This is a genomic window from Pseudomonas sp. v388 (assembly GCF_003935425.1).
Classification (GTDB): domain Bacteria; phylum Pseudomonadota; class Gammaproteobacteria; order Pseudomonadales; family Pseudomonadaceae; genus Aquipseudomonas.
On sequence record NZ_RHQN01000005.1, the window covers coordinates 209,360 to 234,760 of the forward strand.

Genomic DNA, 25,401 nt, shown 5'->3' on the forward strand with positions numbered 1-25,401 from the left:
GCAGTCTCCAGCCCTTTATAGCCGTGCCCCCGAACCGAAGCCAATGATCAGTACCGAACTCAAATCCCAGATCCAGGGCGCTTATTCGCGTTTCCTCGAAGCCAAGAGCCTCAAGCCGCGCTATGGACAGCGTTTGATGATCGCGGAGGTCGCCAAGGTGCTGGGCGATATCGATACCGATGAGGAGGGCCGTCGCTCGGGCGACCCGGCCGTGGTGGCGGTGGAGGCGGGCACTGGTACCGGCAAGACCGTGGCCTACGCCATCGCTGCGATTCCGACCGCCAAGCTGGCCGGCAAGCGGCTGGTGATCGCCACCGCCACCGTTGCCCTGCAGGAACAGATCGTCCACAAGGACCTGCCTGATCTGATGCGCAACAGCGGCCTGAATTTCACCTTTGCGCTGGCCAAGGGCCGCGGGCGCTACATGTGCCTGTCCAAGCTCGACATGCTCTTGCAGGAGAGCGATTCGGCCAATGCCACCGCGCAGCTGTTCGAGGAAGAAGGCTTCAAGATCGAGGTCGACGAAGCCAGCCAGAAACTGTTCACCAGCATGTTGCAGAAGCTGGCCGGCAACAAATGGGACGGCGACCGTGACAGCTGGCCTCAGGAATTGCCTGACCAGGACTGGGCGCGCCTGACCACCGACCACAGCCAGTGCACCAATCGGCATTGCCCCAACTTCCAGCAGTGTGCGTTCTACAAGGCCCGCGAAGGCATGGGCAAGGTCGACGTGATTGTCACCAACCACGATATGGTGCTGGCCGACCTGGCGCTGGGTGGTGGTGCGGTGCTGCCTGACCCGCGCGACACGCTGTACGTCTTCGACGAAGGCCATCACCTGCCGGATAAAGCCATCGGCCACTTCGCACATTACACGCGGTTGCGCTCCACGGCCGACTGGCTGGAACAGACCGCCAAGAACCTTGCCAAATTGCTCGCTCAGCACCCGTTGCCGGGCGACCTGGGCAAGTTGATCGAGCAGGTGCCGGAACTGGCCCGGGAGATCAAAGGCCACCAGCAGTTCATGTTCGGTGCCTGCGAGCAACTGGCCGATTTTCGTGCCGGTGAAGACATGCAGGGGCGCGAGCGCCCGCGTCATCGCTTCATCGGTGGCGTGATCCCCGAGCACATCCGCGAAATGGGCATCGAGCTGAAGAAAGGCTTCTCGCGCCTGAACGATCTGTTCACGCGCCTGACTGAACTGCTCAAGGAAGGCATGGACGGCGAGGTCAATATCGGCATCGCCAGCCATCAGGCCGAAGAGTGGTACCCGTTGTTCGGCAGCCTGCTGGCCCGCGCCAGCGGCAACTGGGAACTGTGGACCGCCTTTACCGCCGAAGACCCGGAAGACAGCCCGCCCATGGCGCGCTGGTTGACCCTGGCTGACAGCGGCGCAATGTTCGACATCGAAGTCAACGCCAGCCCGATCCTCGCTGCGGAAATGCTGCGCCGCAACCTGTGGAACGTGGCCTATGGCGCGCTGGTGACTTCCGCGACGCTGACTGCGCTGGGCAAGTTCGACCGCTACCGGATGCGTGCCGGCCTGCCCAAGGTCGCAGTGACCGCCGTGGTGCCCAGCCCGTTTCATCATGCCGACGCCGGTGTGCTGCGGGTTCCGGATCTCAAGGCCGATCCCCGTGATGCCGTCGCGCATACCGCGGCGATCATTCGCGAGCTGCCGCGTCTGGTCGAAGGCTCGCGGGGTACGCTGGTGCTGTACTCGTCGCGCAAACAGATGCAGGACGTGTTCGACGGCCTGGACCGTGACTGGCGCAAGCAGGTGTTCATTCAAGGCAACCTGTCGAAACAGGAAACCCTGAACAAGCACAAGGCGCGGGTCGACAGCGGCGAGTCCAGCGTGTTGTTCGGTCTGGCCAGCTTTGCCGAAGGTGTGGATTTGCCGGGCGCGTACTGCGAGCACGTGGTGATCGCCAAGATCCCGTTCGCGGTGCCCGATGATCCGGTCGAGGCCGCGCTGGCGGAATGGATCGAAGCGCGAGGCGGCAATCCGTTCATGGAAATCGCCGTGCCGGATGCGTCGCTGCGACTGGTCCAGGCATGCGGCCGATTGCTGCGCACCGAAGAGGACCGCGGCACCATCACGCTGTTGGACCGCCGTGTCGTGACCCAGCGCTACGGCAAGGCCATCCTCAACGCACTGCCACCGTTTCACCGGGAAATTTCCTGAGGTACGGCCTACAAACTGTCTGCGGTCCTCGGTTCCGTGGGAGGCAGGTTTAAACCTGTCGCAGAGGCCGCGCGTCTGTTCCCAAACCTCTCAATCGCTGAAACAATGCACGACTTTTTTCAGTCGGTCGTGTGGAGGGCAGCGGGTGCAGATTCAGGGTCATTTCGAGCTTAAATTCGAAGCGGTGCGTGAAGCCTTTGCTGCGCTTTTCGAAGACTCCCAGGAGCGCGGGGCAGCGCTGTGCATCCAGATCGGTGGTGAAACCGTGGTCGATCTGTGGGCCGGGACCGCCGACAAGGACGGTGCCGAGGCCTGGCACAGCGACACCCTGGCCAACCTCTTTTCCTGCACCAAACCGTTCGCGGCAGTGGCTGTGCTGCAGCTGATCGATGAAGGCAAGCTGCATCTGGACGAGCCGGTCTCGCGGCTCTGGCCCGAGTTCGCCGCCGCCGGCAAGGCTTCGATCACCCTGCGTCAGTTGCTCTGCCACCAGGCAGGTCTGCCGGCACTGCGCGAGATGCTGCCCGCCGAAGCGCTTTACGACTGGGCGACCATGACCGGCGCGCTGGCGGCCGAAGAACCCTGGTGGACGCCCGGTCAGGGTCATGGCTACGCGGCTATCACCTACGGCTGGCTGGTGGGCGAGATGTTGCGTCGCGCCGATGGTCGCGGGCCGGGGGAATCCATCGTGGCGAGGATCTCGCGGCCGCTGGGGCTCGATTTCCATGTCGGCCTGACTGATGACCAGTTCCACCGCGTCGCCCATATCGCACGCGGCAAAGGCAATGGCGGCGATGCAGCCGCTCAGCGTCTGTTGCAGACCACCATGCGCGAACCCGACTCCATGACCGCGCGGGCCTTCACCAACCCGCCGTCGATCATGACCAGTACCAACAAGCCAGAGTGGCGTCGCATGCAACAGCCCGCCGCCAACGGCCATGGCAATGCACGCAGCCTTGCCGGCTTCTACGCCGCATTGCTCGACGGCAGCCTGCTGGAAGCCGAGTTGCTCAACGAACTGACGCGTCAGCACAGCGTTGGTCAGGACAAGACCCTGCTGACCTCAACGCGCTTCGGCCTGGGTTGCATGCTCGATCAGTCCGAGCTGGCGAACGCGACCTACGGTCTTGGCCCCAAGGCGTTCGGCCATCCGGGTGCGGGCGGTTCGGTGGGGTTCGCCGATCCGGACTATGAAGTGGCATTCGGTTTCGTCACCAATACGCTGGGGCCGTATGTGCTGATGGATCCACGGGCGCAGACACTGGCGCGTACGTTGCGTGAGTGTTTGCAATAACTATCATTGGTAAGTGCTTGTTTCATACCGACTGTCAGTTAATGAGCTGTAACGGGAACCGTACGACGGTTTCTTTTTCCATCTGTATCTTCATGCGTGTTATACGGACGTTGCTTCGCTGACAGTGCTTTGTCGGTGCAGCTTCGTTCCCTTGTCCGAACAAACCGTTGTGGGTCATCCATGCTATCCAATAAAAGCCTCGTTCTTGCCCTTTGCCTCGCCGCTACCGGCTGCGCTCAGACACCCCAATCCGATGTATCCGATACCGGAGGCCATTGGTGGCAGTTCGGTTCCGACAAGGCGGCCGATGATGCGGTCGCGAAAACACCGGTAGCCGATGCGCCCAAGGCGGCAGCTCCGGTCGCCAAGGCTGAGAAGCCCGCCGAACCTGGCCAGTCCGACAGCAGCGGCCCGTGGTACTGGCCATTCGCTTCGAACGACAGCGCGCCGGCCAAGCCCGATGCAGTAGCCGCCAAGGCCGCCGATAAGCCGGTGCCGCCATTGGTGGCCAAGTCTGAGGCCGATAGCAAATGGTGGTGGCCGTTCGGCAGTGACAAGAAGGACGAGCCCAAGGCCGTGCCGATGCCCGATCCGAAAATCACCCAGGCCTGGCTCGACGAATACGAACCGCGCCTGCGGGCCGCGATCAAGGACAGCCCGTTCGAGCTGGAACGCCGCGCTGACCTGCTGGCGATCACCGCGCCGGTCGACAGCTCGTTCAACCCGGACCGTCCGGCCATGCTGCTACCCGTCACCCTGGGGCCGATCACCCGCCTGGCCAAGCTGGTGGAAAGCGATCAGAAAACCGCCGTGCTGGTGCTGGGTCATGCCGATACCTCCGGTGCGGCCGATGCCAACCAGAAAATCAGTCAGCAACGCGCGCAGTCCATCGCGGCGATCTTCCGCCTCAGCGGCCTGGAGCGTAATCGCCTGAGCTTGCGCGGTATGGGTGCGGTGATGCCGCGTGCCGCCAACGACAGTGCGCAGGGCCGTTCGCTGAACCGTCGCGTAGAAATCCTGATGACGCCGCAGGACACCATGGTTGCTCTGATGAGCCGCTACGCCTTGCCGCCGGCCCCGACATTGGTCGCCACTCAGGACGTCAAGCCTGTTGCGCCGGCAGTGGTACCGGCCAAGAAAGCCGCCCCGGCCAAGAAGGAAACGGCGAAGAAAGCGACGGCCAAGACCAGCACTGCCAAGAAAGCACCTGCCAAGGCCGCTGCCAAGAAGCCCGCCGCCGCAAAAGCTCCCGCCAAGACGACTGCGAAAAAAACCAACGATCAAGCCAGCAACTGATCGGGTCGAGCGATAACTGTGAGCAGGCTCTGCTTGCTCACAGCATCGTTGCGCAGAACAATGGCGTTTTCATCCTCGACGGAGAAACGCCATGACTCATTCCCTGGCCGATATGCGCCGTGACTACACCCGCGACGGGTTGACCGAGGCGCAGGCGCCGGATGAGCCGTTCGCGCTGTTTCACACCTGGTTCGACCAGGCGCGGCAGACCGAACAGGCGCCCGTGGAAGCCAATGCGATGACGCTGGCGACGGTCGACGAGCAAGGCCGCCCTCATTGCCGGATCCTGCTGCTCAAAGGTCTGGATGCCCAGGGCTTCACATTCTTCACCAACTACGACAGCGCCAAGGGCCAGCAACTCGCCGCCCGGCCGTTTGCCGCCATGACCTTCTTCTGGCCCACGCTTGAGCGTCAGGTGCGCATCGAAGGGCGGGTAGTAAAAGTCACTCCGGAAGAGTCCGACGCCTACTTCCAGGTCAGGCCGCTGGGCAGCCGCCTCGGTGCCTGGGCTTCGCCGCAAAGTCGGGTGATTGCCAACCGCGCTGAACTCGAAGGTCTGATCAAACAGACCGAACAACGCTTTCTCGACACCCAGCCGCATTGTCCCGAACATTGGGGTGGCTACCGCTTGTTGCCCGAGCGCATCGAATTCTGGCAGGGCCGTTCCAGCCGTCTTCATGATCGTTTGAACTATCGTTCAGTCGACGGGCAGTGGACACGCGAGCGTCTGGCACCCTGATTGAATTATTGTCTGGCCGTATCGTCTTAAGCGTTACGTAGGCCGTCGCTGTATGACGCCTGAATGAACTCAACATGCAGGTGCAGGAGCCGTGACAGCATCAACGTCAGGCACGTCTAATGGCTACTGTTCCCTCTGGAGATATCCGCTATGCGCAAGTCTGCTTTTCTGGTCGCTTCGTTCACTGCCATGGCGTTGACGCTCGGCGGCTGTACTTCGAATCTCACAGGCGACTCTTATTCCCGCGATGAAGCCCGGACCGTGCAGACCGTGCGCCTGGGTACCGTCGAATCCCTGCGTCCGGTGAAGATCGAGGGCACCAAGACCCCCATCGGTGCAGGTGCCGGTGCGGTCGTCGGTGGCGTGGGCGGCAGCGCCATCGGCGGTGGTCGTGGTAGCGTCGTCGCAGCGGTGATCGGCGCGGTGGCCGGTGGCTTGCTGGGGTCGGCAACCGAAGAAGGTTTCACCCGCACGCAAGGTGTCGAGATCACCGTTCGCGAAGATGACGGCAGCATGCGTGCCTACGTGCAGCAGGTTCAGGAAAACGAGATTTTCCGGGTTGGCGAGCGCGTGCGGATCATGACCGTCAACGGCACGAGCCGCGTGACTCACTGATCGCCATGATGGCGGTGACATGAGACGAAAAACCCCGGGTTCGACACTCGGGGTTTTTCATGGGCGGCCGATCAGGTTCTGGGGCCGGTTGAGTCACGGCAGGTTGATCGCATGATTGCATAGCCGATCAGCGCGGAGAGGATGGAGCCGGTGAGGATCCCCATTCGATCTGCCCCTGCATACTGGCTGGTGCCAGGTTCGAAGGCCAGGGAACCGACGAACAGGCTCATGGTGAAACCGATGCCGCAGAGCACTGAAACTCCCAGCACCTGGCCCCAGTTCGCTTCATGTGGCAGCGCTGCCAGTCGTGCCTTGACTGCCAGCCAGGTCAGGCCGAAAACCCCCAGCGTTTTGCCAAGCAGCAGACCTGCCGCTATGCCCAGCGGCACCGGCGCGATGAAGCTTTCCAGTGTCAGGCCGGCCAGGGAGACTCCGGCATTGGCGAACGCGAACAGTGGCAGGATGGCGTAGGCCACCACGGGATGCAGCACATGCTCCAGGGTCAGCAGCGCAGAGTGCGGAGTGCCCCGCACCCGATGCGGGATGCAGAACGCCAGGACTACTCCCGCCAGCGTCGCATGGATACCGCTTTTCAGAACGCAGATCCACAGCACTACACCCACCAGCAAATAAGCGGCCACCCGCGTTACGCCGGCCCGGTTCATTCCGATCAGGATAGCGACGGCCACACCGGCCAGGATCAACGACAGCACCGACAGCTCGCGGGTGTACACCAGGGCGATGACGATGATCGCGCCCAGGTCATCGATGATTGCCAGGGTCATGAGGAACAGCTTGAGCGACACCGGCACCCGCTTGCCCAGCAGCGCCAGGATGCCCAGCGCGAAGGCGATGTCGGTTGCCATGGGGATCGCCCAGCCGTCGAGAGCAGCGGGACTGCCCTGGTTTAGCGCGATGTAAATCAATGCCGGAACGACCATGCCGCCAATGGCGGCTGCACCCGGCAGGATCACCCTGGACGGACTGGACAGGTGGCCTTCCAGCACCTCGCGTTTGACCTCCAGGCCGATCACCAGGAAGAACAGCACCATCAGGCCATCGTTGATCCATAAAAGCAGGGGTTTGGCGATTTTCAGTGCGCCTAGCTGGGCGATGATAGGTATGTCGAGGAAGGCGCTGTAGAGCCATGACAGGGGTGAATTGTTGATGATGAGTGCCAGGACGGCCGCAGCGATCAGCAACAGGCCTCCAGCTGCCTCAAGCTGGAAAAAACGGGTAATGGTGTTTCTCATGGGGAGGGACTGCTCTCGGTGCTTTGGTCAGCGAGAGGCCGCCTGGACAGCCCTCGCAGAGTGGCGAAGGGCTGGATTTTAACAATCGAGAAACCGGGGACGGGTCGGAGGTGCCTGATGCTGCTGTAGGAATGGTCCTATTGTCACAGATCCCTGCAGGAGCCAGCGAGCTGGCGAAGAGGCCGGTCCAGCCGCAGTACTTTCAGCGTCTGGCGCAACGTCTTCGCGACCAAGGTCGCTCCTACAGTGTTTGCGCGGGTCAGATCCCCAGCATGTCCCGCGCCAGCGCTTCGGCAATGCGAATGCCGTCCACGCCTGCCGAGAGAATGCCACCGGCGTATCCGGCACCTTCACCGGCCGGATACAGGCCTTTGGTGTTGAGGCTCTGCATGTCGGCGCCACGGGTGATGCGCAGCGGTGCCGAGGTGCGGGTTTCGATGCCGGTCAGCACGGCGTCGTGCAGCGAAAAGCCTTTGATCTGCTTGTCGAACGCCGGCAGCGCTTCGCGGATCGCCTCGATGGCGTAGGCGGGCAGGGCGTCGGCCAGGTCGACCAGTTTCACGCCGGGTTTGTACGAAGGCTCGACGCTGCCGATAGCCGTCGATACCTTGCCGGCGATGAAGTCGCCGACCAGTTGCGCTGGGGCCTCATAGGTGCCGCCGCCCATCACGAAAGCGTGGGATTCCAGGCGCTCCTGCAGTTCGATCCCGGCCAACGGGCTGCCCGGATAATCCTGCTCCGGCGTGATGCCGACCACGATTCCCGAGTTGGCATTGCGCTCGTTGCGCGAATACTGGCTCATGCCGTTGGTGACGACGCGATTGGGTTCGGAAGTCGCCGCCACCACGGTGCCGCCCGGGCACATGCAGAAGCTGTAGACCGAACGGCCGTTGCTGGCATGGTGCACCAGCTTGTAGTCAGCGGCGCCCAGTTTCGGGTGACCGGCGTACTTGCCCAGGCGGGCGCGGTCGATCAGCGATTGCGGATGCTCGATACGGAAACCCACTGAGAACGGCTTGGCTTCCATGAATACGCCGCGGCCGTGCAGCATGCGGAACGTGTCCCGGGCGCTGTGCCCCAGGGCCATGATCACGTGGCGCGACTCGATTTGCTCGCCGCCGTCCAGCTCCACACCACGCAGCTGGCCGTCTTCGATCAGCACGTCGGTAACGCGCTGTTCGAAACGCACTTCGCCACCCAGCGCCTTGATCTGCTCGCGCATGTTCTCCACCACGCCGGTCAGGCGGAAGGTGCCGATGTGCGGTTTGCTGACGTAAAGGATTTCTTCCGGCGCACCGGCCTTGACGAACTCGTGCAGCACCTTGCGGCCGTGGAACTGCGGGTCTTTGATCTGGCTGTAGAGCTTGCCGTCGGAGAAGGTCCCGGCGCCGCCCTCACCGAACTGCACGTTGGACTCGGGGTTGAGCACGTTCTTGCGCCACAGGCCCCAGGTGTCCTTGGTGCGTTGGCGCACTTCCTTGCCGCGTTCGAGGATGATCGGCTTGAAACCCATCTGCGCCAGCAGCAGCCCGGCAAAGATGCCGCATGGGCCGAAACCGACCACCAGCGGGCGCTCGCTCAGACCTTCAGGTGCATGGCCGACCACCTTGTAGCTGACATCCGGCGCCGTGCCGATATGGCGGTCGTCGGCGAACTTGCGCAACAGGGTCGCTTCATCGCGGACCTGGAAGTCGATGGTGTAGATGAAGCACAGCTCGGATGACTTCTTGCGCGCGTCGTAGCTGCGCTTGAACAGGGTGAAGTCCAGCAGGTCGCTGCTGTCGATGCCCAGGCGCTGCAACAAGGCGGCGCGCAAGTCTTCTTCCGGGTGATCGATCGGCAGCTTGAGTTCGGTGATTCGTAACATTGAGGGGTCCAGTTTCCGGGCCGCAGGTTCAGCCCGACAGCACTACAAGAACCGGCGATTATAAGCGCTGAACCCCTCTGGCGGCGAGGCCGGGTGCGCAGTGGTGCCCGGTGGTCGACAGGACAGTGCTGCGCCTGTGCTTCAATCGTCGCGCGAACCGCCGTAATAGCCGCAGCCGCGCTGGGTCTGGCCGTTGATGCGCAGCTCGGCGCTCAGGTGCTGCACCGAGCCGTTGACACTATCGACGCAGCGCTGCGGTGCGACCCACAGCTCGATTCGCTGATTGTTGGCCTCGGTGCTGATGCTGAAACGGCCGTCGGGCATCTGCTCTTCGACATAGGGCAGCGCCAGCGGCGGCTGGCCGTCGCGCTCCACGACCATGCCCTTGCCGCTGACGTTGACGTTCCATGCCGGGCCGTTGCCGTTGGCGTGAAGCGTCAGACGTTTGAAGTTCATATCGCCGCAGGCATTGGCCGGACGCTCTACACGGTACAGCTGATGCAGATCCAGCTGACCATCGCTATTGGCGGCCTTGCTGGCGGCGAAGGTGCCGCGCAGGTCGGCGAAGACCTTGCCGTCCGCGCCTGCCAGGCTGGTGGCTTCCTGCAGAATGCCGGTGTTGTCGCGGTCCTTGACCACATAGCGACGCTGCTCGTTGCACGGCTGGAACAGCAACTGGCCGCCGGCGCCGGTGAGGTCGCCCTGCATGCGGAGCATGCCCACCGTGGACACCTTGGGTGTTTCAGGGGACGAGGCGAGCATCCCGCAACCGGCAAACAGGGGCAGAACGGCGAATACGAGGGCGCAACGAGCAGCGGACATGAGCGGGTCTCCAGACAAGTGCCGCCACGTTACGCAGACTGCCGCTGCATCACAAGACCCGATAGGTCCGACCGGTGTGTAATCCCTCGACGCTGCGGGCATAGGCCAGGGCGACATCCGCTGCCGGAACCGGTTTTGAGCCGCGGAAGTACGGCGCGTATTTGTCCATGGCCTCGACCAGCACGTTGGCGCTGACCGAGTTGACGCGCATGCCGCGTGGCAGCTCGATGGCAGCGGCCCGTACGAAGGCGTCGATGGCGCCGTTCACCAGGCTCGCGGATACGCCAGACAATATCGGTTCTTCGCTGAGGATTCCCGAGGTGAGGGTAAAGGATGCGCCGTCGTTGGCGTACTGCTGCCCGATCAGCAACAGATTGACCTGGCCCATGAGCTTGTCCTGCAGGCCAAGGCTCAGGTCGCTTTCGCTCATCTTGGCCAGCGGGACGAAATTCACATTACCGGCCGCGCACACCAGAGCGTCGAAGCTTCCTACACGCTCGAACAGGGCGCGAATAGAAGCGCTGTCGCTGATATCGACATGCTCATCGCCGCTGTGACGGCCGATGCGCACGATGTCATGGCGGGTTTCAAGCTCGCGGGCCACGGCCGAACCTACGGTTCCGCTGGCGCCGATCAACAGGATTTTCATGGTGTCGCTCCAGAGTGGGCAAGTTGAGTGCTCAGTCTAGTAAGCTGGATAAGGCGCATAAATCATGTAATGGGAAACCTTTGGTTCTCTAAAGGAAACAATCGAGTGAGTGACATCGAAGATCTCGCGGCCTTTGCGGTGCTGATCGAGGCGGGGAGTTTTACCGCTGCGGCGGTGCTATTGGGTTGCAGCAAGGGGCGGCTGTCCAAGCGGATTTCCCAGTTGGAAAAAAGCTATTCAGTGCAGCTGCTGCATCGCACGACTCGCCGCTTGAGCCTGACCTCGGCCGGCATGGCGCTGCTGCCTCAAGCCCGGCAGTTGCTGGAACATGCTCAGCGCGCCCGCAATATCGCAGCGTCGATGCGCGATGAGATGGTGGGGGAAATACGTATCACGGTGCCGGTTTCTCTGGGCGAAACCTTTTGTGAGGGGCTGCTGACGGGGTTTGCCGCGCGCTATCCGCACGTGCGTATCGAACTGGATCTGCAAAACGCCATGCGCGACCTGCGCCGCGAAGGCTTCGATCTGGCCATTCGCGGTCGAGTGGACAGTGATGAACGGTTGGTCGCCAGGCCGCTGTTGGTGATGCAGGAGTTGACCTGTGCGAGTCCTGCCTATCTGGATCGCCTCGGTGTGCCCGGCAACCCCGAGCAGTTGGCAGGGCATCGCTGCCTGCTCAATAGCCATTCCGGTGAGCGTCGCCAGTGGCTTTATCATCGCGGCCATGAACTGACCCGCGTCGAAGTGGATGGCCCGTTCGCCAGCAATCATTACAGCCTGCTGAAGAAGGCCGCATTGGCCGCAGCCGGTATTGCTCGCCTGCCGTCGTACATGGTTCACGACGAGATAGGCGACGGGCGTCTGCGCTGGCTGTTTCAGGATTACCGGACCAGCACCTCGCCGCTATTGCTGGTGCATCCCTACGAAAGCGAAGTGCCCAAGCGCGTGCAGGTGCTGGCGGATTATTTGCTGGAGTGGTTCCGGCGAACCACATCGACACCGTAGCAGCGAGCTTGCTCGCGAAGACGGCGTCCCGGGCGCAGCAGGTGCGTAGCCTCGGTACCGCCATCGCCAGCGAGCTGGCTTCTACAAGGGTCTGCCTCAACCGCCCAGGTATGCATCCCGCACTTTCGGGTCGACCAGCAGTTCTTCACCGGTACCTTGCATCACCACCCGGCCGTTTTCCAGGACGTAGGCGCGGTCGGCGATTTTCAGGGCCTGGTTGGCGTTCTGCTCCACCAGAAACACGGTCACGCCGTCACGCCGCAGTTGTTCGACGATCTCGAAAATCTGCTGGATGATGATCGGCGCCAGACCCAGTGAAGGCTCGTCCAGCAACAACAGCTTGGGCTTGCTCATCAGCGCCCGGCCGATGGCGAGCATCTGCTGTTCGCCGCCGGACATGGTGCCGCCGCGCTGGGTGAAGCGTTCCTTGAGGCGCGGGAACAGCTGCAGAACCTTGTCCATCTGCTCCTGGTAGTCGGCCTTCTCGGTAAAGAACCCGCCCATGGCCAGGTTTTCCTCGACGGTGAGCCGCGCAAACACTCGGCGGCCTTCCGGCACCACCGCGATGCTCTTGCGCATGATCACCGAGGACTCCAGCCCGACCAGTTCCTCGCCCATGTAGCGGATGCTGCCGCTGTGGGCGCGGGGCGATCCGCACAAGGTCATGAGCAGCGTCGATTTACCCGCGCCGTTGGCGCCGATCAAGGTCACGATCTCGCCCTGGCGTACATCGACATTGACGCCGTGCAGCGCCTGGATCTTGCCGTAGAAGGTGGAAACGTTTTCGAACTGCAGCATTTACGCTTCCCCCAAATAGGCTTTGATGACTTCCGGATTGTCACGGATCTGTTCCGGCGTACCGTCGGCCAGCGGCGTGCCCTGGTTGATCACCACGATGTGGTCGGAAATGCTCATCACCAGTTTCATGTCGTGCTCGATCAGCAGCACCGTGGCGTTGTGCTCGTTGCGCAGTACGCCGATCAGCGCCTTGAGGTCGTCGGTTTCCCGCGGGTTGAGGCCCGCAGCTGGCTCGTCGAGCATGAGAATCCGCGGGCGGGTCATCATGCAGCGAGCGATTTCCAGGCGGCGTTGCTGACCGTAGGCCAGCGTGCCGGCCGGGCGGTTGGCAAATTCCGTGAGGTTGACCGCGTCCAGCCAATACGCGGCGTATTCCATGGCTTCACGTTCGCTGCGACGGAACGCAGGGGTTTTGAACAGGCCGGCCAGGAAGTTGGTGTTCAGGTGGCGATGCTGGGCGACCAGCAAGTTCTCGACCGCCGTCATTTCCTTGAACAGACGCACGTTCTGAAACGTGCGCACCACACCCTTGCGGGCGATCTGGTGTCCGGCCAGGCCCTGGATTTCCTCACCGTCCAGCAGGATGGTGCCGCCGGTCGGTTTGTAGAAGCCGGTCAGGCAGTTGAAAACCGTGGTCTTGCCGGCGCCGTTCGGGCCGATCATCGACACGACCTGTTTTTCATGGACGGTCAGTGCCACGCCGTTGACGGCCAGCAGGCCGCCAAAGCGCATGCTCAAGCCGGAGGCTTGCAGAAGAGGGCGGCTCATTGCTGCGGCTCCGCTTTCAATTTCAGTTCGGGGCGTTGCATCGGCAGGAAACCTTGAGGACGCCAGATCATCATCAGCACCATCAAGGCGCCGAACATCAACATGCGGTAGTCGCTGAACTCGCGCATCAGTTCGGGCAACAGGATCATCACGATGGCCGCCAGAATCACACCCAATTGCGAGCCCATGCCACCGAGCACCACGATGGCGAGGATGATCGCCGACTCGATGAAGGTGAACGATTCAGGCGTTACCAAGCCCTGGCGCGCAGCGAAGAAGCTGCCGGCGAACCCGGCGAACGCGGCGCCCAGCGTAAACGCTGAAAGCTTGATCACGGTTGGATTCAGGCCCAACGCACGGCAGGCGATTTCGTCTTCACGCAGTGCTTCCCAGGCACGCCCGATGGGCATGCGCAGCAGGCGGTTGATCACGAACAGGGCGAACAGGGCCAGCAGCAGAGCGATCAGGTACAGGTAGATCACTTTGCTGATCGGGCTGTAGTCCAGGCCGAAATACTGGTGGAAGGTCTGCGCACCTTCGGCGGCACGCCGCTCGAAGCTCAGGCCGAAGAAGGTCGGCTTCTCGATGTTGCTGATCCCGTTCGGACCGCCGGTGATTTCGGTCATGTTGCGCAGGAAGATGCGGATGATCTCGCCGAAGCCCAACGTCACGATGGCCAGATAGTCACCGCGCAGTCGTAACACCGGAAAGCCCAGCAGGAAGCCGAACAGCGCCGCCAGCAGGCCGGCCAGAGGCAGGCATTCCCAGAAGCTCAGGCCGAAATAGTGCGACAGCAGTGCATAGCCGTACGCGCCGACGGCATAGAAGCCGACATAACCCAGGTCAAGCAACCCCGCCAGACCGACCACGATGTTCAGGCCCAGGCCCAGCATCACGTAGATCAGAATCAGGGTCGCGATGTCCACCGCGCCGCGCGAGCCAAAGAACGGCCAGACGAAAGCCAGCACGATCAGCGCCGCCAGGCCCCAGGCCTGGGTTTTCGGGCGGGTCATGAAGTCGCTGGTTTTCTGCGGGATCAGTGGTTTGTCGGACTTGCGACCCATGCCACTGATCTGTTCGGCGAACAGCACGCGCAGAAACATCAGCACCGAACAGACGGCAATGATGATCAACGTTGTAGGACTGGCGTTCTGCACTTGCAGTGTTACGCCGGAGAAGGCCAGTTTCAGGCCCAGAACCGGATAGGCCACGGCCCATACCAGCGCAGCGCTGAACAGCGCCTGTTTGAGAGACTTGCTCATACTTTCTCAACCTCCGGACGGCCCAGAAGACCGGTCGGCCGGAACAGCAGCACCAGAATCAGCAGCCCGAAAGCCACCACGTCCTTGTACTGATCGCCAAATATATCGGCGCCGAAGGCTTCGGCGACGCCCAGCACCAGACCACCGAGCATCGCGCCGGGAATCGAGCCGATGCCTCCCAGTACCGCGGCAGTGAACGCTTTCAACCCGACCAGAAAACCGGCGCTGGGGTTGATCACACCGTATTGCATGCTCAGCAGCACCGCGGCCACAGCCGCCAGTGCGGCGCCGACCACGAAGGTCAGGGCGATGACGCTGTTGGTGTTGATGCCCAGCAGGTTGGCCATCTTCATGTCCTCGGCGCAGGCGCGGCAGGCGCGACCCATCCGCGAACGGGAAATGAACAGGGTCAGCCCAGTCATGGCCAGCAGGGTGACCACGAAAACGATGATCTGGATGTAGGAAATCAGCACTTCCTGCGAACCACCGGGGCCGAACGACAGGCTGCCGGGGAGCAGGTTGGGAATGGCGAAGTTGCCTGAACCCTGGGAAAGCTGGACCGCGTTCTGCAAAAAGATCGACATGCCGATCGCAGAAATCAACGGGATCAGACGGTTGCTGTTGCGCAGCGGACGGTAGGCGAGCCGTTCGATGCTGTATCCGTAAGCACTGGTGACGATGATTGCCGCGGCAAAACCGGCGATCATCAACAGCGGCAGGCTGTGGATGCCCATCATGGCCAGAGCGGCCAGGGCCATGAAAGCGACATAGGAACCGATCATGTACACCTCGCCGTGCGCGAAGTTGATCATTCCGATGATGCCGTACACCATCGTGTAGCCGATGGCGATCAATGCATACGTACTGCCAATGGTCAGGCCATTGACCAGTTGTTGCATGTAGTGGAATAACTCGGGCATTTACCGCGCTCCTAAAAACCTGATCTGCATTTCTCTGGCCTGCGCCGGGATCGCACTCTATCGGTGCGTTGCCGGTAATGCCACCAGTGAACCGCTGGTAACGGTTTTAAGATTTTCAGGGGGCTGCGCGTCCGGATCACGGAACGCAGCCTTCATTCGTAAAACAAAGCCCACTGCGGGTGCAGTGGGCTTCGGTGATCAAAACAGAAAGCTTATTGTGCGGCTTCGGTCTTCGGCTTGCCGAAGTGCCACTCGTAGACCACGAACTGGAAGTTCTTCAGGTCGCCTTTCTCGTCGTAGCTCAGCTCGCCCATCGGAGTCTGGAAGGTTCCGGCGTGGATGGCGGCTGCCACTTTGTCGGTGTCTTCGGACTTGGCGGCGGCGATGCCGTCGGCGATGACCTGGACCGCAGAGTAGGACGGGTACACGAACGGACCGCTTGGGTCTTCATTCTTGTCCTTGAACGCCTTGGTCAGTGCCTGGTTGGCCGGATCCTGGTCGAAGGATTTAGGCAGAGTTACCAGCAGGCCTTCGGAAGCGTCGCCGGCGATCTGCGAGATGGAGTCGTTGCCGACGCCTTCAGGACCCATGAAGCGGGCTTTCAGGCCCTTTTCCTTGGACTGACGCAGGATCTGGCCCAGCTCCGGGTGGTAGCCGCCGTAGTAGACGAAGTCGACGTTGGCTTGCTTGAGCTTGGCGATCAGCGAGGAGAAGTCCTTGTCACCGGGGTTGATGCCTTCAAACAGGGCAACCTTGGTGCCTTTGCCTTCCAGCGTGGTCTTCACCGCAGAAGCGATACCTTCGCCGTATTGCTGCTTGTCGTGAACGACCGCGACGACCTTCGGCTTGACGACGTCGGCGATGTAGTTACCGGCGGCCGGGCCCTGGGCGCTGTCCAGGCCGATGGTGCGGAACACCAGCTTGTAGCCACGGTTGGTGATTTCCGGGCTGGTGGCAGCCGGGGTCACCATGATGATGCCTTCGTCTTCATAGACGTCGGAAGCGGGTTGAGCGGAGCTGGAGCAGAGGTGACCGATAACGTACTTGACGCCGTCGTTGACCACGTTGTTGGCGACGGCAACGGCCTGCTTGGGTTCGCAGACATCATCGTATTCAACCGCGACGAGCTGCTTGCCATTCACGCCACCCTTGGCGTTGATCTGCTCGATGGCCATCCTGGCGCCGCGGAACTGCATGGCGCCGTATTCGGCGACCGGGCCAGTCTTGGGGCCGGCGATGCCGATCTTGATGGTGTCGGCTGCGAACGAATGGCTGGCAACCCCGGCCATAACCAATGCGGCAAACAGCTTCGAAAGCGTCTTGGTACCCTTAGTCATGATGCTCCACTCTTGCTTTGTCGTTTTTATAATCCTGATGGCCAAGGCTTCAGGACCGGATTTGTCATCGGTCTCTCTCTGCACCGGCCAGCCGTACCGGGCCAGTCTAGATTGCCGGTCACCGGGTTGGAAAGCTGGCTACAGGGGAGTGCGCCGCTGCGTGTCGCGTAATTGAAAGAAACTTATACAAACCCTGCTGCCCCGGCCGGACTTCGGCGCCGGGCGTACCGGTTTGCGTGCATTTTCCTGCAATCAATCGTCTGCTTCCGGGTATGTCCAGGCAAGAGGCGGCGCTATCATTGCGCCGATTTTCTTTACAGGACAAACCCATGACGCAAGAACCTAGCACCCTCTATGCCAAACTGCTTGGCGAAACCGCTGCGATCACCTGGAAAGAATTGCAACCATTCTTTGCCAAGGGTGCCCTGTTGTGGGTCGAAGAACCGCTGGACCTGATCGAAGTAGCCGAGGCGGTGGCGGAGAATGAGGCCCCCAGGGTTTCCGCATGGCTGGACAGCGGGCAACTTGCCAAGGTGTCGGAGACCAAGGCTTTAGAGCTGGTAGAGCGCGATCCGACGCTATGGGCGGTCGTAGTGGCACCGTGGGTATTGATCCAGAACAGGGCAGGAGAATAGCGGGCGCCCTGAATTGGTGCTCGAAAGGGCTCCAAAATGGGTGGGACGGTAACCTCGGCGTATCGGGTCGGTAGCGAAACGCCACAGTCCGGTCTGCTCAATCAGCCTGTTTCGCCAGCAAGCTGGCTCCGCAGGTTCGAGGCAACCGTGGCCTTGCACGAGCCAGCTTGCTGGCGAAGCCTTCAATCCGACCAACGGCTACGCTTGGTACGCTCCCCAGGGTGATCAGCCGGGGCGCTGTGATTGCCCGGCAGGTCGGCGAAAAGGTCATGGGAAGACAACGCGTCGGGCCGTTTCGTCTCCGGCGCCAGCATCTGCGCTGCAGGCCACACGCTGGCAGCGGTTGTCTCGTTCATCTGCTTGATCATCGGCAGCAGCGCGGTCAGCGGCCGGGGTTTGCTGAACAGATACCCCTGCACATAATCACTGCCGAATTCGCTGAGCAGTTGCAGTTGTTCTGCAGTTTCAACGCCCTCGGTGACGACTTTCAGCTTCAGGGTTCGGGCCATGACGATAATCGCGTGCACCAGTTCGATATCGTGCGGCGACTTGGGGATGTCGACGATGAACGATCGGTCGATCTTCAGCGTGTCCAGTGGCAGGCGCTTGAGGTAGGCCAGCGATGAATAGCCGGTTCCGAAGTCATCGATGGACAATGAAACCCCAAGGTTTCGGATCTGCTTGAGCATCAGGACGGTCTTGCCGACGTCGCCCATCAACGCGTTTTCCGTGATCTCCACTTCCAGTCGGCCCGGCCCGATGGCGCTATGGCGCATGGCCTGCTCGAACTCTTCGACCAGCTCTTCGCGGCCCAAATTGATTGCCGAGCAATTGACGGCAATCACGATGTCTTCAAGACCGTCCTGGCGCAGGGCGGCGAGGTCGCTGCAAGCGTTGCGCAGCACCCAGTTGTCCAGGTCGGCGATCAGGCCATTGGCTTCGGCGATGCCGATGAAGCGGTCCGGCGGCAACAGGCCGTGTTGCGGGTGTTCCCAGCGCACCAGTGCTTCGAGCTTGGCCACGCGTCCGGTGCGCAGCTCGACGATCGGCTGGTAGTAGACCTGCAGGCCATGGTCCTCGCGCAGCGCGTTGCGCAGCTCTTCTTCCAGATGCAGTTCGAGGCTGGCGCGGGTCCTGAGGGCAGGGCTGAAGAAATTGACACGGTTGCGTCCGTCGCCCTTGGATTGATACAGCGCCAGATCCGCATGCTTGAGCAGCTCTTCGCTGGTGGTGCCGTCGCGGGGCGACACTGCGATGCCGATGCTGGTGGTCATGACCATACGGCGGCCGGACAGGGCGATGGGCTCCTTCATCTTTTGCATGATGCGGTGCGCCAGGTGCCTGGCTTCATCGTAAACCGGGATGCTGATCAAAATGCAGAACTCGTCACCGCCGAAACGCGCCACCACGTCCTGCGCCCGGGTGGCGCTGCGGATGCGGTCGGCAATGACCTTGAGCAACTCATCCCCGGCGTCATGGCCCAGGCTGTCGTTGATGCGCTTGAAGTGATCGATATCGAGAAACATCACCGCCAGCATGCCGTTGCCGACGCCGTTTTCCAGCAGCTTTTCGGCAAAGATCTGGTTGAAGCCTCGCCGGTTGATCAGGTTGGTGAGCGGGTCGTAGTGCGCCACTTGCTGCAGCGAGACCTGCGCCTGGTCCAGTTGGGTCAGCAGGTTATTGACTCGCTGCAGGTCGCGTTCCTTGCTCTGCAGTTTCTTGTCGGCCATGGCCGCGCTGACGCTGCCGGCAATGATCAGCAGGGTAATGACGGCGATGGTCAGCGCCAGTTGCTGGCTGTTTTCGGTATTGGGACTCTGCAACGCGGCTTCTTGCGGCAGCACCAGATTCAGCGCGTGCATGCCGGTCAGGTGCAGGGTCAGCAGCCCGGCGCCCACGAACAGGCTGGCACCGTAGCGGTACATTTCGTCGAACATGCCGCCGGTGCGGCGCAGATGGCGTGACAGTACCAGCAGGGCGAGGCTGGACAGCATCGCGACCAGCACCGACAGCGCGACCAGCCTGGCGTTGTAATACTGGGTTGCCTCGGATCGCATCGCGGCCATGCCCACGTAGTGCATCGTCGCGATACCCACGCCCATTCCCACCGAGGTGAGCAAAGCGCGCCTGACGCTCAGGATGGTCCTGGTCAGCGCATTGACGCCCAGCCACGCCGCCAGCAGGACGATCAGCAGCGACGCCAGGGTAATGGTCATGTCGAAGGAGATCTTCAACGGTGCCTGGAAGGCCAGCATGCTGATGAAATGCATTGCCCAGATGCCGCCGGCCAGGCAGAACGCACACAGCGCTTTCCAGATGCGCCGGCTTTTGATGGCATCGGCCTGCACGACGCGGTCGGCGATGTTCAGGGTAGCGAAACTGGCAGCGCTGGCGACCCCGTAAGCCAGCGCCACGAGAAACAGGTTGTGACTGCAGTTGATCAAGACTTGCCCGTTCGCCGGATAATCGACGAACAGGTGCACGTTCAGCCATTCCATAGCGAGCCCTATATATTCACTACCAGGGTCGCCAAGGTAGGTCTCCCGGCGATCGAAGCTGAGTATAGAAGCGAAATGCCGCTACGTAACGGGACCAGTCGACGAAACGCGGAGCCACTCAATAACCATTGGTTCTAAGCCGCATTTCCATCCAAACGGATAGTGCTGGATTCCGCTTACGAATGTTTACAGACAGTTTTCCCCCAGCCTTCTAGATTCATCCCACCACCACCACTCACGACGGGATGGATACCTTCATGCACAAGCCTTTACCGGATGACTCCACCCAGGCCGCCAACGCATGGCGCGTGCTGTTCCTGTTGTTCCTGGCCAATCTGTTCAACTTCTTCGACCGCACGATTCCGGCCATCATCGTGGAGCCCATCCGTCTTGAGTGGCATTTGAGTGATTTCCAGCTGGGCTTGTTGGGTACGGCGTTTACGCTGGTCTATGCCATCGCCGGCCTGCCCTTGGGGCGGATCGCGGACACCGGTTCACGCAAGAAACTGATGGGCTGGGGCCTTGCGGTGTGGAGTGGACTGACGGCCGTCAACGGCATGGCCACCAGTTTCTGGAGCTTTTTACTGGTGCGCATGGGCGTCGGCATCGGCGAGGCCAGCTATGCACCGGCCGCGAATTCGTTAATTGGCGACCTGTTTCCGGCGCATCGCAGATCGCGGGCCATGGGCATCTTCATGCTGGGTCTGCCGTTGGGGCTGCTGCTGGCCTTCTTCACCATCGGTGCGATGGTCAAGGCGTTCGATAGCTGGCGGGCACCGTTCTTTATCGCCGCAGTACCAGGGCTGGTGCTGGCGGTGTTCATTTTCTTCATCCGCGAACCGAAACGCGGAGCCGCTGAAAGCGTGCGCATGTCGGAGGTCAGGATCGACAAACCGATTCGCCGGGTGCTGTCGGTGCCGACCTTCCGCTGGCTGGTGCTGGGCGGGCTGACCTTCAACTTCGCCACTTATGCCTGTAACTCGTTCATGGTGCCGATGCTGCAGCGATATTTCCTGCTGCCGTTGCAGGACGCTGCCGTGGCAACGGGGGTAATTGTCGGTGTGACCGGTTTGGTCGGGCTGACGCTGGGTGGTGTGATCGCCGACAAACTGCATCAGCGTTCGGCTAATGGACGCCTGCTGTTCGCAGCGTTCAGCATGCTGGTCGCGACGCTCGCTACCGGGTATGCGCTGCATGCCGGTCGGGTGGAAATCGGGGTGTTCGTCGGTGTGTTCAGCATCGGCTGGTTGTTCGCGTACAACTTCTACACCTGCGTCTACACCGCGATTCAGGACGTGATCGAACCGCGTCTGCGGGCGACAGCCATGGCGTTGTTCTTTGCGGGTTTGTACTTGCTGGGTGGCGGGTTGGGTCCGGTGGTGGTCGGGGCGCTGTCCGATCATTTCGCCAAGGCGGCGATGGCGGCGGCAGGCGTGGAGCAGATGACCGAAGGCTTCAAGGCCATCGGCCTGCACGACGCGATGTACCTGATACCGGCTGCGTTGCTGCTGACCCTGGTGTTTCTGTTCATGGCCTCCCGGGGTTTCAGCCGAGATGCGCAGCGGATGACGGCGAGGATGGTGGCCGAAGAGCCTGCGGTACATGCGCTGCAATGAACGGGTAAGCGCCAGCTCGCTGGCGAAGGACCTTGGACAGCCGTCGCACATGCGACGGCTGTGATGATGCCTTCGCGAGCAAGCTCGCTCTTAGTGACTGGGCGGTTACCCGGCCACCAGCACCCGAATCGCTTCGAGACGCAGCGCGGCTTTTTCCAGCATCGCCAGGCCTTGCTCGCGCTGGTTGCGCAGCGCCACCAGCTCGCTATCGCGCACGGTCGGGTTGACCGCTTGCAAGGCGGTCAGGCGTGCCAGTTCTTCCTCGGTATCCGCCGCCAGGCGACGCTGCGCTTCGGCAACACGCTCGGCATGCTTGGGCGCGATCTTGGCTTCGCCGGCGTTGATCTTCGGCGTCAGCACATCGCGCTGGGCCTGGATGAACTTGTTGGCGCTGGCCCGCGGCACGCTTTCGAGCTGGTCGTTCAAGGTGTTGAACGAGACCCGGCCTGACAGGTCGTTGCCGTTGGCGTCCAGCAGGCAGCGCAATGCGGCAGGCGGCAGGTAGCGACCCAGTTGCAGGGAGCGCGGCGCGACCACTTCGCTGACGTAGATCAGCTCCAGCAATACGGTGCCGGGCTTGAGCGCCTTGTTCTTGATCAACGCCACGGAGGTGTTGCCCATCGAGCCGGACAACACCAGGTCCATGCCGCCTTGCACCATCGGGTGTTCCCAGGTGATGAACTGCATGTCTTCGCGAGACAGCGCCTGGTTGCGATCATAGGTGATGGTCACGCCTTCGTCGTCGCCCAGCGGGAAGCTGGCGTCGAGCATTTTCTCGCTCGGCTTGAGGATCAGCGCGTTTTCCGAATGGTCTTCGCTGTCGATGCCGAACGCGTCGAACAGGGTTTCCATGTAGATCGGCAACGAGAACTGGTCGTCCTGCTCAAGAATGGCTTCCACCAAGGCTTCACCTTCGCCCGCGCCGCCGGAGTTGAGTTCCAGCAGACGGTCGCGACCGGTGTGCAGTTCGCTTTCCAGGCGCTCGCGCTCGGTGCGGGCTTCGTCGATCAACTGCTGCCACTCGTCATCGTCACCGCTTTCCAGCAGCGGCAGCAGACGCGGGCCGAACTGGTGCTGCAAGGCGTTGCCGGTCGGGCAGGTGTTGAGGAAGGCATTGAGCGCTTCGTGGTACCACTGGAACAGGCGGGCTTGCGGGCTAGTTTCCAGGTATGGCACGTGCAGCTCGATGGTGTGCTTCTGGCCGATCCGGTCCAGACGACCGATACGCTGCTCCAGCAGATCGGGGTGCGACGGCAGATCGAACAGCACCAGATGGTGCGCGAACTGGAAGTTGCGGCCTTCACTGCCGATTTCCGAACAGATCAGCACCTGGGCGCCGAACTCTTCGTCGGCGAAGTAGGCCGCGGCGCGGTCACGCTCAAGGATGTTCATGCCTTCATGAAACACGGTGGCCGGAATTCCGGAGCGCACGCGCAAGGCGTCTTCCAGGTCCATCGCGGTTTCAGCGTGGGCGCAGATGACCAGCACTTTGACGCGCTTGAGCATCTTCAGTGTGTCGATCAGCCAGTCGACCCGAGGGTCGAAGCGCCACCAGCGCTCTTCTTCATCGACTTCGGCCTGTGCCTGGAAGCTGACTTCCGGGTACAGATCGGCGTGCTCGCCCAGCGGCAATTCCAGATACTGATCCGGGTTGGGCAGGCCGTACTGATGCAGTTGGCGCTGTGGGAAACCTTGCACGGCGGCACGGGTGTTACGGAACAGCACGCGGCCGGTGCCGTGGCGGTCGAGCAATTCGCGGATCAGGCGCGCCTTGGCCTCTTCGTCGCCGGCATTGACGGCAGCGACCAGCGCTTCGCCTTCGGCGCCGAGGAAACCATGGATGGTCTTGTTGGCTGCAGGCGACAGCACGCCCTTGTCCAGCAACTCCTGAACGGCTTCGGCGACCGGGCGATAGTTCTCGCTTTCGGCACGGAAGGCCTGCAGGTCGTGGAAGCGGTTGGGGTCCAGCAGGCGCAGACGTGCGAAGTGGCTGTCCTGGCCCAGCTGTTCCGGGGTTGCGGTGAGCAGCAGCACGCCGGCAATGACTTCGGCCAGTTGTTCGACCAGGGCGTACTCGGGGCTGGCTTTTTCTTCATGCCAGACCAGGTGGTGCGCTTCGTCGACCACCATCAGATCCCAGCCCGCTGCGAACAGCGCGTCCTGAGCCTTTTCGTCCCCGACCAGCCATTCCAGCGCAACCAGCGCCAGCTGGGTGTCCTCGAACGGGTTGCCGGCATCGCTTTCCATGAAGCGCTCGGCGTCGAACAGCGCGACCTGCAGATTGAAGCGGCGGCGCATTTCCACCAGCCACTGGTGCTGGAGGTTTTCCGGAACCAGGATCAAGACGCGGCTGGCACGGCCCGACAGCAACTGGCGATGGATCACCAGACCGGCCTCGATGGTCTTGCCCAGGCCCACTTCGTCGGCGAGCAGAACCCGAGGCGCGATACGGTCGGCGACCTCGCGGGCAATGTGCAGCTGGTGTGCGATAGGTTGTGCACGCACGCCGCCCAGTCCCCAAAGGGAAGACTGCAGCTGGCGGCTGGTGTGTTCCAGGGTGTTGTAGCGCAGCGAGAACCACGCCAGCGGGTCGATCTGGCCGGCGAACAGGCGGTCGGTGGCCAGGCGGAACTGGATGAAGTTCGACAGCTGGGTTTCCGGCAGGGTAACCAGTTCGTTCTGCGCGTTGAAACCGTGGTAGACCAGCAGCCCGTCAACATCGTCGACTTCGCGAACGGTCAGTTTCCAGTTTTCGAAATGCGTGATCACGTCGCCCGGCGAAAACCGCACGCGCGTCAGTGGAGCATTACGCAGGGCGTATTGGCGCGTTTCGCCAGTGGCCGGATAGAGTACGGTCAGTAAGCGGCCATCCTGTGCCAGAACGGTGCCCAAACCTAACTCGGCTTCGCTGTCGCTGATCCAGCGTTGCCCCGGTTGATACTGCTGCGCCATGCTGCCTGTCTCCCGCTTTGAAAAAGCCGACTATGTTAACGGAACGCGGTCCGAAGACCAAAGGCGGAATCGAAAATCACCGGTTACTCGCCCTCGGTAAGGTATTTCCCACTCTCCAGGGCACCAAATGCCACAAACATAGTCGAAAAGTTTCGCATAAAAGGGTTCAAGTCGACGAATAGGCGGCCGAAAGCCCGATATAAGGAGAACACAATCATGCTGCAACCAATGCTCCCCTTGAGTTTGGTACCGGTCACGTCCCAGGCGGACCCGGCCAAGCGCGTGCCAGACATTCCACCGGTTGCGCCGGTGCAGCCCGGTACCAACGAAACCACCATCGACCTGCGTTACGAAGACGCGGAACACAGCGCCCTGCGGCTGCGCGAAGAACAACAGCGCCAGCAGCAACAGCACCCGTCCCGCCAACAGGCCGATGAGCCTGAAGTCGCGACCGTGCAGGGCGAGTACCTGAATGCCGATCAGACCGTACCGGTCGCCGCGTTGATCGACGATGAGCCGCGTCAGGGCATGTGGGTCGATATACAGGTCTGACCGCCGGATGGCTGGTCATTGTCGATCGGTTTGCGCATTATTGGCCCTGATCCCGAGTGTCGAGAGCTGCAAGCCATGAGTGAAGATGGAAAACTGATCGATCTGGGCGCCGAGCGTGCCAAGCGTGTTCACGACCTGAACGACAAACGCCTCAACGAAGTGCGCAATGCCTTCGAGCAGGCCATGCCGCTGGCACGCAAGAAAAAGCCAAAGAACAAACCCAAGAAACGCTGAATCCCTCCTGATTTCTTGACCTGCGTCAGTGGTTCACACGCTGTTCAGCCGCGTCCGCGAATGGCTGATCCAGGTCAATGTCCCCGCGCCCGTTTCTGGGT

Annotated in this window: 21 protein-coding genes; 10 read left to right on the forward strand and 11 right to left on the reverse strand. The window is 61.8% G+C overall.

Annotation, left to right across the window (positions count from 1 at the left end; all coding sequences use genetic code 11):
• Positions 1 to 43: 43 nt before the first annotated feature.
• From dinG to EGJ27_RS13820, 5 genes are all read left to right on the forward strand, one after another.
• Positions 44 to 2,188 (forward strand): ATP-dependent DNA helicase DinG, encoded by a 2,145-nt coding sequence (dinG, locus tag EGJ27_RS13800; protein WP_125831305.1) that lies wholly within the window; start codon positions 44 to 46, stop codon positions 2,186 to 2,188.
• Positions 2,189 to 2,333: 145 nt separating this feature from the next.
• The gene (locus EGJ27_RS13805; protein WP_125831306.1) at positions 2,334 to 3,482 is read left to right on the forward strand and encodes a serine hydrolase domain-containing protein; all 1,149 of its coding nucleotides are present in this window, start codon (positions 2,334 to 2,336) and stop codon (positions 3,480 to 3,482) included.
• Positions 3,483 to 3,662: 180 nt separating this feature from the next.
• A complete protein-coding gene (locus EGJ27_RS13810) occupies positions 3,663 to 4,778 on the forward strand; it encodes an OmpA family protein (protein WP_125831307.1) in 1,116 nt (371 codons plus the stop codon).
• A 91-nt stretch (positions 4,779 to 4,869) separates the two neighbouring features.
• Positions 4,870 to 5,517, forward strand: a complete 648-nt coding sequence (pdxH, locus tag EGJ27_RS13815; protein ID WP_125831308.1) for a pyridoxamine 5'-phosphate oxidase — start codon at positions 4,870 to 4,872, stop codon at positions 5,515 to 5,517.
• A gap of 150 nt (positions 5,518 to 5,667) precedes the next feature.
• A complete protein-coding gene (locus tag EGJ27_RS13820; RefSeq protein WP_125831309.1) occupies positions 5,668 to 6,132 on the forward strand; it encodes a glycine zipper 2TM domain-containing protein in 465 nt (154 codons plus the stop codon).
• Between the two features lie 71 nt (positions 6,133 to 6,203).
• Here EGJ27_RS13820 and nhaA read toward each other — a convergent pair whose 3' ends face one another.
• The 4 genes from nhaA to EGJ27_RS13840 all read right to left on the reverse strand — a co-directional run bounded on the left by nhaA (position 6,204) and on the right by EGJ27_RS13840 (position 10,723).
• A complete protein-coding gene (gene nhaA / locus EGJ27_RS13825) occupies positions 6,204 to 7,385 on the reverse strand; it encodes a Na+/H+ antiporter NhaA (protein ID WP_125831310.1) in 1,182 nt (393 codons plus the stop codon).
• A gap of 259 nt (positions 7,386 to 7,644) precedes the next feature.
• On the reverse strand, positions 7,645 to 9,252 hold the full coding sequence (locus EGJ27_RS13830) for an NAD(P)/FAD-dependent oxidoreductase (protein ID WP_125831311.1): 1,608 nt from the start codon (positions 9,250 to 9,252) through the stop codon (positions 7,645 to 7,647).
• Positions 9,253 to 9,393: 141 nt separating this feature from the next.
• A complete protein-coding gene (locus tag EGJ27_RS13835) occupies positions 9,394 to 10,074 on the reverse strand; it encodes a COG3650 family protein (RefSeq protein ID WP_125831312.1) in 681 nt (226 codons plus the stop codon).
• Positions 10,075 to 10,123: 49 nt separating this feature from the next.
• Complete coding sequence (locus EGJ27_RS13840; protein ID WP_125831313.1) at positions 10,124 to 10,723, reverse strand: short chain dehydrogenase; 600 nt, start codon at positions 10,721 to 10,723, stop codon at positions 10,124 to 10,126.
• Between the two features lie 105 nt (positions 10,724 to 10,828).
• Here EGJ27_RS13840 and EGJ27_RS13845 point away from each other — a divergent pair, with 105 nt between their 5' ends.
• Positions 10,829 to 11,728, forward strand: a complete 900-nt coding sequence (locus EGJ27_RS13845; RefSeq protein WP_125831314.1) for a LysR family transcriptional regulator — start codon at positions 10,829 to 10,831, stop codon at positions 11,726 to 11,728.
• A gap of 96 nt (positions 11,729 to 11,824) precedes the next feature.
• On the opposite strand, the gene EGJ27_RS13850 is transcribed toward EGJ27_RS13845, so the two are convergent.
• The 5 genes from EGJ27_RS13850 to EGJ27_RS13870 form a co-directional block, all read right to left on the reverse strand.
• Positions 11,825 to 12,526 carry an ABC transporter ATP-binding protein gene (locus EGJ27_RS13850; RefSeq protein WP_125831315.1) on the reverse strand — a complete coding sequence of 234 codons (702 nt, stop codon included), beginning with the start codon at positions 12,524 to 12,526 and terminating at the stop codon, positions 11,825 to 11,827.
• Positions 12,527 to 13,294, reverse strand: coding sequence for a high-affinity branched-chain amino acid ABC transporter ATP-binding protein LivG (gene livG / locus EGJ27_RS13855; RefSeq protein WP_125831316.1), 768 nt, complete (start codon positions 13,292 to 13,294; stop codon positions 12,527 to 12,529).
• Positions 13,291 to 14,556, reverse strand: a complete 1,266-nt coding sequence (locus tag EGJ27_RS13860) for a high-affinity branched-chain amino acid ABC transporter permease LivM (RefSeq protein WP_125831317.1) — start codon at positions 14,554 to 14,556, stop codon at positions 13,291 to 13,293. The genes livG and EGJ27_RS13860 overlap by 4 nt, the downstream gene beginning before the upstream one ends.
• Positions 14,553 to 15,476: a high-affinity branched-chain amino acid ABC transporter permease LivH gene (livH, locus tag EGJ27_RS13865; protein WP_125831318.1), complete on the reverse strand. Its 924-nt coding sequence runs from the start codon at positions 15,474 to 15,476 to the stop codon at positions 14,553 to 14,555. The genes EGJ27_RS13860 and livH overlap by 4 nt, the downstream gene beginning before the upstream one ends.
• 212 nt (positions 15,477 to 15,688) lie before the next feature.
• Positions 15,689 to 16,813 (reverse strand): branched-chain amino acid ABC transporter substrate-binding protein, encoded by a 1,125-nt coding sequence (locus EGJ27_RS13870; RefSeq protein WP_125831319.1) that lies wholly within the window; start codon positions 16,811 to 16,813, stop codon positions 15,689 to 15,691.
• 329 nt (positions 16,814 to 17,142) lie between these two features.
• Between EGJ27_RS13870 and EGJ27_RS13875 the strand changes: the two genes are divergently transcribed.
• Complete coding sequence (locus tag EGJ27_RS13875; RefSeq protein WP_125831320.1) at positions 17,143 to 17,448, forward strand: DUF2288 domain-containing protein; 306 nt, start codon at positions 17,143 to 17,145, stop codon at positions 17,446 to 17,448.
• Between the two features lie 182 nt (positions 17,449 to 17,630).
• On the opposite strand, the gene EGJ27_RS13880 is transcribed toward EGJ27_RS13875, so the two are convergent.
• The gene (locus EGJ27_RS13880) at positions 17,631 to 19,946 is read right to left on the reverse strand and encodes a bifunctional diguanylate cyclase/phosphodiesterase (RefSeq protein WP_125831321.1); all 2,316 of its coding nucleotides are present in this window, start codon (positions 19,944 to 19,946) and stop codon (positions 17,631 to 17,633) included.
• 257 nt (positions 19,947 to 20,203) lie between these two features.
• Between EGJ27_RS13880 and EGJ27_RS13885 the strand changes: the two genes are divergently transcribed.
• The gene (locus EGJ27_RS13885; RefSeq protein ID WP_125831322.1) at positions 20,204 to 21,562 is read left to right on the forward strand and encodes an MFS transporter; all 1,359 of its coding nucleotides are present in this window, start codon (positions 20,204 to 20,206) and stop codon (positions 21,560 to 21,562) included.
• Between the two features lie 105 nt (positions 21,563 to 21,667).
• Here the strand turns inward: EGJ27_RS13885 and rapA are convergent, their stop codons facing one another.
• On the reverse strand, positions 21,668 to 24,514 hold the full coding sequence (gene rapA / locus EGJ27_RS13890; RefSeq protein WP_125831323.1) for an RNA polymerase-associated protein RapA: 2,847 nt from the start codon (positions 24,512 to 24,514) through the stop codon (positions 21,668 to 21,670).
• A gap of 216 nt (positions 24,515 to 24,730) precedes the next feature.
• On the opposite strand from rapA, the gene EGJ27_RS13895 reads away from it, so the two are divergent.
• Positions 24,731 to 25,066: an aspartate-semialdehyde dehydrogenase gene (locus EGJ27_RS13895; RefSeq protein WP_125831324.1), complete on the forward strand. Its 336-nt coding sequence runs from the start codon at positions 24,731 to 24,733 to the stop codon at positions 25,064 to 25,066.
• Positions 25,067 to 25,141: 75 nt separating this feature from the next.
• Positions 25,142 to 25,300, forward strand: coding sequence for a hypothetical protein (locus EGJ27_RS13900; protein WP_125831325.1), 159 nt, complete (start codon positions 25,142 to 25,144; stop codon positions 25,298 to 25,300).
• The last annotated feature ends 101 nt before the right edge of the window (positions 25,301 to 25,401 follow it).